Here is a 10,284-nt window from a genome sequence, read left to right on the forward strand (position 1 = left end):
GGGTCCGGGACGGAGCCCGCTGCTCAATCGCCGCAGGGGCTTGATCGGGTGACCCATTTCCAGCCCCGCCGGCGATTGAGGCGCGGGGTCCGGGGCGGAGCCCCGTGGCCGGAACGCCGGTGCTGCGCATCAGTCCGCGTCCAACGTCACCGTGAAGGAGAACCGGTCCCCCCGGTAGTGGATGACCGCCACATCAAGCACCCTGCCCGCCTCGTCGTACGTGACACCCGTGTAGTGCAGGATCGGACTGAGCAACGGCACTTCGAGGAGCCGCGCCGTCTCCGGATCCGCGAGCCGCGCCTGCACCGAGTCCGTGATCCGGCTGATCCGCACACCCACCACATCCCGCAGCACCTTCGTCATCGGCCACCGCTCCAGATCCGCGAGGTCGACGCGGGCGCCGAGGTCGGGCCGCAGATAGTTGCGCGCGTGGTTCGTCGGCTCGCCGGTCTTCTCGTCGCTGCGCAGCCGGTGGTACGTGGGGACGGCCCCCGCCTCCGGGAAGTGCTCGGCGAAGGCCACGGGGACCGGCACCGTGCCGTGGTCGAGCAGCCGCGTCGTCATGCCGGACTGCTGCGCGACGATCGCGTCGACCGAGCCCAACAGGCGTACCGGCGCACCCTGTTGGGCGTCCGGCTCGATGAACGTGCCGCGGCGCCTGTGCCGCGTGATGAGCCCCTCGTCCTCCAGTTCCTTCAGCGCCTGGCGCATGGTGAGCACGGAGACCCCGTAGTGCCCCGCGAGTTGCTCCTCGGTGGGCAGGCGCAGCGGGTCCTGCGGCGATCTTCCGAGTATCGAGGCGCGCAGGGACTGCGACACCTGATACCAGAGCGGCAATTTGCGGTTCAGGACGATCGAGTCCGGGGCGAATGACGTCACGGGTTATCCGTACCGGTCGTGGGGGGAGTGGTGCAATGCGGCGACCATGGGGTCCATCGGATCCGCCGGATCCATCCGCCGGATCTATCCGCGGAAGTGGCGTTCCAGGCCGCGCCACACATCGTCGTAGCCGCGCTGCAGATGTCCGGCGGTCGCGGCCTGCGGGGCGAGGGTGACGGGCCAGCGCGTCTCGAACATGAAGGCCAGGCCGTCGTCGACCTTCTGCGGCTTCAGCTCGGCGGCGCTCGCCTTGTCGAACGTCTCCCGGTCGGGGCCGTGCGCCGACATCATGTTGTGCAGCGAGCCGCCGCCCGGCACGAAGCCCTCGGCCTTGGCGTCGTACGCGCCGTCGATGAGCCCCATGTACTCGCTCATCACGTTCCGGTGGAAGTACGGCGGCCGGAACGTGTCCTCGCCCACCAGCCAGCGCGGCGCGAAGACGACGAAGTCGACACCCGCGAGGCCCGGGGTGTCGGACGGCGACGTGAGCACCGTGAAGATCGACGGGTCCGGGTGGTCGTACGAGATCGTGCCGATGACGTTGAAGCGGCGCAGGTCGTACACGTACGGGACGTGGTTGCCGTGCCAGGCGACGACGTCGAGCGGGGAGTGGTCGTATACGGCCGACCACAGGTTCCCGCAGAACTTGTTCACGACCTCCACCGGACGGTCGTCGTCCTCGTACGCGGCGACCGGCGCCCTGAAGTCCCGTGCGTTCGCCAGGCCGTTGGCGCCGATCGGGCCGAGGTCGGGCAGCTGGAACGGGGCGCCGTAGTTCTCGCACACGTACCCCCGCGCGGAGTCGTCGAGGAGCTCCACCCGGAAGCGGACGCCGCGCGGGACCAGCGCGACCTCGTCCGGCTCGACGGCGAGCTTCCCGAACTCCGTGTGCAGCAGCAGCCCGCCGTGTTCCGGAACGATCAGCAGTTCACCGTCCGCGTCGCTGAACACCCGGTCCTTCATGGGGGAGTTGGCGTGGTACAGGTGCACGGCCATGCCGGTGCGCTGCGTCGCGTCGCCGTTGCCGCCCAGTGTCCACAGGCCGGCCAGCCAGTCCGTGCCGGGTGCCGGCTCGGGCAGCGGGTTCCAGCGGCGGCGGTTGGGATCGGGGGCGGTCTCGGTGAACGGGGCCGTGCGCACCGCCCCGTTGTCGACACGGCTGAACTCCGGGTGCGCCGCCGACGGGCGGATCCGGTACAGCCACGAGCGGCGGTTGTGTGCCCGCGGCTCGGTGAATGCGGTGCCGCTGAGCTGCTCCGCGTACAGGCCGAGCGGCGCGCGCTGCGGCGAGTTGCGCCCCTCCGGCAGGGCCCCGGGCACGGCCTGTGAGCCGTGCTCGTTCCCGAAGCCGGAGAGGTAGGTCAGCCCCTCGGCGGTCTTGCGTACGTCCCCGCTCATCATCGCTCCCTGGTCCGTGAATCCTATGCAACACCGTAGGATTCGTGGGTGGGCGGCGCAAGACGTCACCGTCCGTCGTATGGCTGACGCGCGGCGGTACCAGCGGCCGAGCAGCGGCCGCAGAGGGTCCTCCCCGCGAGGGATCCGCCGATGTCAGCGGTCCTCTACCGTCCGGAACATGCCCACTTTCCCGTCCCTCCGCGCGGCCGCCGCGGCGCTGCTGACCTGCGCCCTGCTCGCCGGCGTCGCGGGCTGCGGGGGCGACGGCGGCGGACCGCGGCAGGTCGGCGAGGTCCTGGAGCACACCGACGCGGCCGGGCACCACTACCGCCGGGTCCCCGACGAGGGCGCACCCGAGATCGGCCTGATCGTGAAGCCGCGGACGGGCCCCGCGGGCGGCTGGGAGGTCCGTATCTGGGTACGGCACTTCCGCCTCAGCCCCCACGGCACCCCGACCCGCGCCGTCGAGGGCCGCGGTTACGCGCGCCTCTACCTCGACGGCCGCCACCTGGCCCGGCTGCGCGCCGTCGACTACCGCCTCCCCGGCACCCGCCTGCACCGCGGCACCCACCACCTCACCGCCCGCCTCTACGCCGACGACCACACGGTGTGGGCCGTCGCGAACAAGCCCGTCGAGGCCACCGCGGACCTGACGGCCTCACCGTAGGCTTGTTCCATGGCCCATCCAACGCCCTTGCGCCGCAAGCCCGTTCAGCGGCGCAGCGCCGAGCGCCTGGCCCGGATCCTCGACGCCTGCGCCGAACTCCTCGACGAGACGGGTTACGACGAGCTGAGCACCCGCGCCGTCGCGCACCGCGCCGAGGTCCCCATCGGCTCGGTCTACCGCTTCTTCGGCAACAAGCGGGCCCTGGTCGACGCGCTGGCCGAACGCAACCTCGACCGGTACGTGCGGCGGGTCACCGCGCGCCTCAGGGACGTCCCCGCCGGTGACTGGCGGGCCGCGATGGACTCCGTACTCGACGAGTACCTCGCGATGAAGCGCACGGCGCCGGGCTTCTCCCTGGTCGACTTCGGCACCCAGCTCCCCGTGGGCGCCCCCGACGCCGGCCCCAACCACCGCGTCGCCGACACCCTCACCGGCCTCCTCGCCCCACGCCTCGACCGCGTCCCGGACGTCGATCTGCGCCGCGCGTTCCTCGTCGCCGTCGAATCCGCCGACGCGCTGGTCCGGCTCGCGTTCCGCGTCGACCCGGAGCGCGGCGACGAGGCGATCATCGGAGAGGTACGGGAGCTGCTGCGGGCGTATCTGGCGCGCGTGCTCGACTGAACCGCCCGTGTGAACCGCTCGTGACCTGGAGTTTTGCGCTTATTGCTCGCGTGTCAACGCCTTGTTAACACTTGTTCGGCCCACCTAGCGTCTCGCTGGCTGCCTCCCCCACGGCGGCTGTTCGAAGGCGAACGTAGACGTGAGAGGGCCCCTCCCCATGCTGACCATCCTCGGTTTCGGCATGATCGCCACCTTCCTGGTGCTGATCATGATGAAAAAGGTGTCGCCGATCGCGGCGCTCGTGCTCATCCCGGCGCTGTTCTGCGTCCTGGTGGGCAAGGGCGCCAACCTCGGCGACTACGTGATCGCCGGCATCGGTGACCTGGCGCCCACCGCGGCCATGCTGATGTTCGCGATCGTCTACTTCGGCGTGATGATCGACGTCGGCCTCTTCGACCCGATCGTGCGCGGCATCCTGAAGTTCGCGAAGGCCGACCCCGTCCGCATCGTCGTCGGCACCGCCGTGCTCGCCGCGATCGTCTCGCTCGACGGCGACGGCTCCACCACCTTCATGATCACCGTCTCGGCGATGTACCCGCTGTACAAGCGCCTGAAGATGAGCCTCGTCGTGATGACGGGTGTCGCCGCGACCGCCAACGGCGTGATGAACACGCTGCCGTGGGGCGGCCCGACGGCCCGCGCCGCCACCGCGCTGAAGGTGGACGCCAGCGACATCTTCGTACCGATGATCCCGGCGCTCGGCGTGGGACTGCTCTTCGTGTTCGCCCTCTCGTACGTCCTCGGGCGCCGGGAGCGCAAGCGGCTCGGCTTCCTCTCCCTGGAAGAGGACGTCAAGGTCACCGAGACCGTCGAGGAGAAGGTGCTCGTCGGCGCGGGCGGCGGCAGCGGCAGCAAGGGCACCGGCGCCGCGTCCACCCCCTCGTACGAGAACGACGAGGGCGAGACGTTCTCCGGGCTCGACCCGAACCGGGCCACCCTGCGCCCCAGGCTCTACTGGTTCAACGCCCTGCTCACGGTGGGGCTGCTGGCCTCCATGATCATGGAACTGCTTCCGATCCCGGTGCTGTTCATGCTCGGCGCCGCGCTCGCGCTCTCGGTCAACTACCCGCACATGGCCGACCAGAAGGCGCGGATCGGCGCGCACGCAGAGAACGTCCTCAACGTCGCGGGCATGGTCTTCGCCGCCGCCGTCTTCACGGGCGTGCTCCAGGGCACCGGCATGGTCGACCACATGGCGAAGTGGGTCGTGGGCGGCATCCCGGACTGGATGGGCCCGCACATGGCACTCGTGACGGGCGTGCTGTCCATCCCCTTCACGTACTTCATGTCCAACGACGGCTTCTACTTCGGCATCCTGCCGGTGCTCGCCGAGGCCGGCAACGCGCACGGCGTCTCGACCCTCGAGATCGCCCGCGCCTCGCTCGCCGGACAGCCGCTGCACATGTCGAGTCCGCTGGTCCCGGCGGTCTACGTGCTGGTGGGCATGGCTAAGGTCGAGTTCGGCGACCACACCAAGTTCACCGTGAAATGGGCGGCGTTGACCGCGCTGGTCGTCCTCTGCGCCGGTCTGCTGTTCGGAATCGTGTGACCCGATGAATCCTGTGACCTCATGAGCCGTGCCTGGCTGCTCCGCCTCGTCATCGCCTTCAGCTTCGCGCAGGCGGCGGTGTCGATGGCGCGGCCCGCGGTCTCCTACCGGGCCCTCGCGCTGGGCGCCGACGAGCGTGCCGTCGGCGTCATCGCGGGGGTCTACGCGCTGCTCCCGCTGTTCGCCGCCGTGCCGCTCGGGCGGCGCACGGACCACGGCCGGTGCGCGCCGCTGCTCCCCGTGGGTGTGGTGCTCATCGCGGGCGGCTGCGCGATGAGCGGACTCGCGAACTCCCTTGCGGGGATGGCCGCCTGGAGCGGCGTGATGGGGCTCGGGCACCTGTGCTTCGTCATCGGTGCCCAGTCGATCGTGGCCCGGCAGTCCGCGCCCGAGGACCAGGACCGCAACTTCGGCCACTTCACCATCGGGGCCTCCCTCGGCCAGCTCGTCGGGCCGATCGCCGCGGGCGCCCTGATCGAGGGCCACGACATGGCGGGCACGAGCGCGCTCGCGCTCCTCGTGTCGGCGGGTGTCTGCGCGCTGGCCGTGACCTCGCTGTGGCGCATCGAGTCCCTTCGTACGCAGACGGGTTCGCGTGCGAAGGAGTCCTCCAGGGTCCCCGTGCACCGCATCCTGCGCACCCGCGGCGTGCCCGGCGGCATCTTCATCAGCCTCGCCGTCCTGTCGGCCACCGACATCCTCACGGCGTATCTGCCGGTGGTGGGCGAGCACCGGGGGATCGCGCCCGCGGTGATCGGCGTGCTGCTCAGCCTGCGCGCGGGCGCGACGGTCGCCTGCCGGCTGGTCATGACCCCGCTCATCAACTGGCTCGGCCGGACCACCCTGGTCGCCACCACGTGTCTGCTCGCGGCGCTGCTGTGCGTGGGCATCGCGCTGCCCGTGCCGGTGTGGGCGCTCGGCGCGATGCTGATCGTGCTGGGCTTCTGCCTCGGGGTGGGCCAGCCGCTCTCCATGACCACGGTCGTGCAGGCCGCCCCGGCGGAGGCCCGCTCCACCGCGCTGGCGCTCCGGCTGACCGGCAACCGTCTCGGCCAGGTCGCGGCCCCGGCCTCCGCGGGCCTGATCGCGGGCGTGGCGGGGACGGCGGCCCCGTTCGTGATGCTGGGCGGACTGCTGTTCGTGGCGGCGGGGCTCGGGGTCAGGGGTGGCGCCAAGCGCGGTGCCGAAGACGGTGCGGGGCAAGGGAGAGCATGGGCGCCCCGGCTGCGTCGGCGCGAGAAGGACCACCAGCGGCACTGACCCTCCACCGGGCACCCCTGGACCCTGGAAACTAGCGACGCTAGTTTGGATCGGCACGTACGTGACATCCCGCACTCGCTCAGGGAGTTGTGTCCATCATGGTCCGCGCCGCTGTACTGCCCGCCGTCGGTTCCCCGCTGGAGATCGCCGACATCGACCTGCCCGAACCGGGGCCCGGCCAGGTCCGGGTGCGACTCGCCGCCGCCGGGGTCTGCCACTCCGATCTGTCCCTGACCAACGGCACCATGCGGGTCCCGGTCCCCGCGGTCCTCGGTCACGAGGGCGCGGGGACCGTCGTCTCCGTCGGTGACGGTGTCACGCACGTGGTCCCCGGTGACGGTGTCGTCCTCAACTGGGCTCCCTCCTGCGGAAGTTGCCACGCCTGCGCGCTGGGCGAGGTCTGGCTGTGCGCCAACGCCCTCGCGGGCGCGGCGAACATCCACGCGAAGCGCGCGTCCGACGGCAGCGACCTCCACCCCGGCCTGAACGTCGCCGCGTTCGCCGAGGAGACCGTCGTCGCAGCGAACTGCGTGCTGCCGGTGCCGGACGGCGTCCCGCTCATCGACGCGGCCCTGCTCGGCTGCGCGGTGCTCACCGGGTACGGCGCCGTGCACCACTCCGCGCGCGTACGGGAGGGGGAGACGGTCGCGGTGTACGGCGTCGGTGGCGTCGGCCTCGCCACGCTCCAGGCCGCGCGCATCGCGGGCGCCTCGAAGATCATCGCGGTCGACGTGTCCCCGGAGAAGGAGGCGCTGGCGTGCGCGGCGGGCGCGACGGACTACGTGGTCGCCTCCGAGACGACCGCGCGCGAGATCCGCGGGCTCACGGACAAGCAGGGCGTCGACGTGGCGGTGGAGTGCGTCGGCCGCGCCGTCACGATCCGTACCGCCTGGGAGTCCACCCGGCGCGGCGGCCGCACCACCGTCGTCGGCATCGGCGGCAAGGACCAGCAGGTCACCTTCAACGCCCTGGAGATCTTCCACTGGGGCCGCACGCTGTCCGGTTGCGTCTACGGCAACTGCGACCCGGCGGTCGACCTTCCGGTGCTCGCCGAGCACATCCGCGCGGGCCGCCTCGACCTGAGCACGCTGGTGACCGAGCGGATCGTCCTGGAGGGGATCCCGGCGGCGTTCGACAACATGGTGGCGGGCAAGGGCGGACGGGCGCTGGTTGTGTTCTAGGGCGTGTTTCGAAAGTAGCGTCGTCCGCCCGCGAGGCAGACGGGACTTTCGAAACACGCCCTAGGGGTGCCGCGGCGATGAGTTCTCGACTCGCGGCCGGTCTGTAGGAGGAGAACCCTGATACAGGCCGGCCCGCCGGCACCGGAACGGGAACCAGGAGGCACACCATGTCCGAGACCGCCCAGAAGATCCGCCCCTGTCTGTGGTTCGACGGCAAGTCCGAGGAAGCGGCCGGCTTCTACGTCTCGCTGTTCCCCGGCACCGACTCCAAGATCCTGGACGTCCAGCACTTCGGCGACAAGGAGTCGCAGGAGCCCGGCTCGGGCGTCATCGTGTCGTTCCGCATCGCGGGCTCCGAGTACCAAGGGCTGGACGGCGGGCCCGAGTTCAAGTTCAACGAGGCGGTCTCGCTCACCGTCGACTGCGCCGACCAGGCCGAGGTCGACCGGCTCTGGGACCGGCTCACGGCGGACGGCGGCGAGCCGGGGCCGTGCGGCTGGTGCAAGGACAAGTACGGCCTGTCCTGGCAGATCGTGCCGCGCCGCCTCACCGAGCTCCTCGCGGACCCCGACAAGGATCGGGCGGGTCGGGTCCTCGCCGCGATGATGAAAATGGGCAAGATCGACGTGTCAGCCCTCGAGTCGGCCTGACCTCTTCAAGCCCCTGCGGGCGAGCAAATCAAGCCCCGCCGGCGATTGAGGCGCGGGGTCCGGGGCGGAGCCCCGCGGCCTCGGCCACGGAGCCGCCTGCTCGATCGCCGCAGGGGCTTGATCGGGTCAACCAGGAATGTTGTCGAACGGAGCCGTCAACTGGCGGAGCAACCCTGCCAGTTCCCCCCGCTGCGCCCGCGACAACTCCGCCAGAATCGCCCGCTCCTGATCAAGCAACCCGGCCAACGCCTGATCACCCCGATCACACCCCTCGTCCGTGAGCCGGACAAGAACACCACGGCGATCGCTGGGATCCGGCAACCGCTCGACGAGGCCCTTCTTGGCCAGCCGGTCGATACGGTTGGTCATCGTCCCGGACGTCACCAGCGTCTGCGTGAGCAACTGCCCCGGCGAGAGCTGATACGGGGTGCCCGCACGCCGCAGCGCCGTCAGCACGTCGAACTCCCACGGCTCAAGGTTGTGCTCGGAGAAGGCCAGGCGACGGGCCCGGTCCAGATGGCGCGCGAGCCTGCTGACCCGACTGAGCACCTCAAGGGGCTCCACGTCGAGGTCGGGGCGCTCTCGGCGCCACGCTGAGACCAGACGGTCGACCTCGTCCTCCATGACGATCAGTGTAGGGGGTGTGTCGACATGAAGTCTCTTGAGGTCGACTATCTTGACATCGAGATACTCGCGGTCGACGCTTGACGGTATGACACCTGCACCCTCCTGGGACCCCCGGCAGTACCTCCGGCACGCTGGCCATCGCGGCCGCCCCTTCGTCGACCTGCTCGCCCGCGTCCCCGCCCTACCGGGGGACCCCGCCCGCATCGCCGACCTCGGCTGCGGCCCCGGCAACGTCACGACACTGCTCGCCGAACGCTGGCCCACCGCCCGCATCACCGGCTACGACAACTCGCCGCAGATGCTGGAGCAGGCCGCCGCCCACGCGAGCGATCGCCTCGACTTCGCGTACGCGGACGCGGCCGACTGGGCGCCCACGGAGACGTACGACCTGCTGCTGTCGAACGCGACGCTGCAATGGGTCCCGGACCACGCCGACGCGTTCCCCCGGTGGATCGACGCAGTGGCCCCCGGCGGCACGTTCGCCTTCCAGGTGCCCGGCAACTTCGACGCGCCCAGCCACGTCCTGATGCGGGAGCTGGCGGAATCCGCCCACTGGAAGGGCCGGCTGGCCGGAGTACTGCGCCACGGGGACGCGGTGCTCACGCCTGCGGCCTACCTGGAGCGGCTCGCCGGCCTCGGCTGCGAGGTCGACGCCTGGGAGACGACATACCTGCACCTCCTGGAGGGCCCCGACCCCGTCCTCGACTGGGTCAAGGGCACCGGCCTGCGCCCGGTCCTGACCGCACTCGCGGACGACCCGGAGGCGCGGGACGCTTTCGTCGCCGAGTACCGAGATCTGCTCCGCGCGGCGTATCCGGCGACGGAGCACGGCACGGTGCTGCCGTTCCGGCGGATCTTCGTGGTGGCGACCCGCTCATGACACTGGTCGGGGTCGACCATGTGCAACTCGCGGCGCCGCCCGGCAGCGAGGTCGCGCTGCGGGCCTTCTACGTCGACGTCCTCGGCATGACCGAAACCCCCAAGCCGCCGGGGCTCGCGGGGCGGGGCGGGTGCTGGTTCCAGTCCGGAGCGGTCCGGCTCCACCTGGGCGTCGACCGCGACTTCCGCCCCGCGAGGAAGGCGCACCCGGGGCTCCTGGTCCGCGACATCGCGGCGCTCGCGAACCGGCTCGCGGGGCACGGCATCGACGTCGACTGGGACGACCTGCTGCCGGGGCGCCGCCGCTTCTACTGCACGGACCCGGTAGGCAACCGCCTGGAGTTCCTTCCTTTAAGCCCCGCCGGCGATTGAGGCGCACTCAAGCCCCTGCGGCGATTGAGCAGCGGGGTCCGGGGTGGAGCCGCGCGAGCCCGGCCACGGCGCCGCTGCCCAAAAGATGGGGGGGCCGCCCCCGGCCCCCGGGGGGCTGGGGCCGGGGGCGGGGCGGGGGGGGGAGGAAGGGAGATGGCCGCCGCTGAGAGCAGAGGGCGAACGGGGGCGGCCCGCGACAGC

Annotated in this window: 11 protein-coding genes; 8 read left to right on the forward strand and 3 right to left on the reverse strand. The window is 71.2% G+C overall.

The features are described from left to right. Positions 1 to 129: 129 nt before the first annotated feature. Positions 130 to 879, reverse strand: coding sequence for a GntR family transcriptional regulator (locus ABT004_RS34545; RefSeq protein WP_351345141.1), 750 nt, complete (start codon positions 877 to 879; stop codon positions 130 to 132). A gap of 84 nt (positions 880 to 963) precedes the next feature. Next, positions 964 to 2,277: a homogentisate 1,2-dioxygenase gene (gene hmgA, locus ABT004_RS34550; RefSeq protein ID WP_351345144.1), complete on the reverse strand. Its 1,314-nt coding sequence runs from the start codon at positions 2,275 to 2,277 to the stop codon at positions 964 to 966. Positions 2,278 to 2,455: 178 nt separating this feature from the next. Here hmgA and ABT004_RS34555 point away from each other — a divergent pair, with 178 nt between their 5' ends. The 6 genes from ABT004_RS34555 (at position 2,456) to ABT004_RS34580 (ending at position 8,205) form a co-directional block, all read left to right on the forward strand. Continuing rightward, positions 2,456 to 2,944, forward strand: coding sequence for a hypothetical protein (locus ABT004_RS34555; RefSeq protein WP_351345147.1), 489 nt, complete (start codon positions 2,456 to 2,458; stop codon positions 2,942 to 2,944). 9 nt (positions 2,945 to 2,953) lie between these two features. Then, positions 2,954 to 3,565 (forward strand): TetR/AcrR family transcriptional regulator, encoded by a 612-nt coding sequence (locus ABT004_RS34560; RefSeq protein ID WP_351345150.1) that lies wholly within the window; start codon positions 2,954 to 2,956, stop codon positions 3,563 to 3,565. A 157-nt stretch (positions 3,566 to 3,722) separates the two neighbouring features. After that, the gene (locus ABT004_RS34565; RefSeq protein WP_351345153.1) at positions 3,723 to 5,114 is read left to right on the forward strand and encodes a CitMHS family transporter; all 1,392 of its coding nucleotides are present in this window, start codon (positions 3,723 to 3,725) and stop codon (positions 5,112 to 5,114) included. A gap of 21 nt (positions 5,115 to 5,135) precedes the next feature. Continuing rightward, on the forward strand, positions 5,136 to 6,374 hold the full coding sequence (locus ABT004_RS34570) for an MFS transporter (protein ID WP_351345155.1): 1,239 nt from the start codon (positions 5,136 to 5,138) through the stop codon (positions 6,372 to 6,374). A 98-nt stretch (positions 6,375 to 6,472) separates the two neighbouring features. Next, positions 6,473 to 7,555 carry a Zn-dependent alcohol dehydrogenase gene (locus tag ABT004_RS34575; RefSeq protein ID WP_351345158.1) on the forward strand — a complete coding sequence of 361 codons (1,083 nt, stop codon included), beginning with the start codon at positions 6,473 to 6,475 and terminating at the stop codon, positions 7,553 to 7,555. A gap of 167 nt (positions 7,556 to 7,722) precedes the next feature. Further along, entirely contained in the window at positions 7,723 to 8,205 is a 483-nt protein-coding gene (locus ABT004_RS34580) for a VOC family protein (RefSeq protein WP_351345161.1), read from the forward strand. A gap of 126 nt (positions 8,206 to 8,331) precedes the next feature. Here ABT004_RS34580 and tamR read toward each other — a convergent pair whose 3' ends face one another. After that, positions 8,332 to 8,829 (reverse strand): MarR family transcriptional regulator TamR, encoded by a 498-nt coding sequence (gene tamR / locus ABT004_RS34585; RefSeq protein WP_351345164.1) that lies wholly within the window; start codon positions 8,827 to 8,829, stop codon positions 8,332 to 8,334. An 88-nt stretch (positions 8,830 to 8,917) separates the two neighbouring features. On the opposite strand from tamR, the gene ABT004_RS34590 reads away from it, so the two are divergent. Both ABT004_RS34590 and ABT004_RS34595 read left to right on the forward strand, forming a co-directional pair. Continuing rightward, the gene (locus ABT004_RS34590) at positions 8,918 to 9,712 is read left to right on the forward strand and encodes a trans-aconitate 2-methyltransferase (RefSeq protein ID WP_351345167.1); all 795 of its coding nucleotides are present in this window, start codon (positions 8,918 to 8,920) and stop codon (positions 9,710 to 9,712) included. Then, positions 9,709 to 10,083, forward strand: coding sequence for a VOC family protein (locus tag ABT004_RS34595; RefSeq protein WP_351345170.1), 375 nt, complete (start codon positions 9,709 to 9,711; stop codon positions 10,081 to 10,083). The genes ABT004_RS34590 and ABT004_RS34595 overlap by 4 nt, the downstream gene beginning before the upstream one ends. The last annotated feature ends 201 nt before the right edge of the window (positions 10,084 to 10,284 follow it).

Source organism: Streptomyces sp. NPDC002790, assembly GCF_040295505.1.
Lineage (GTDB): Bacteria > Actinomycetota > Actinomycetes > Streptomycetales > Streptomycetaceae > Streptomyces.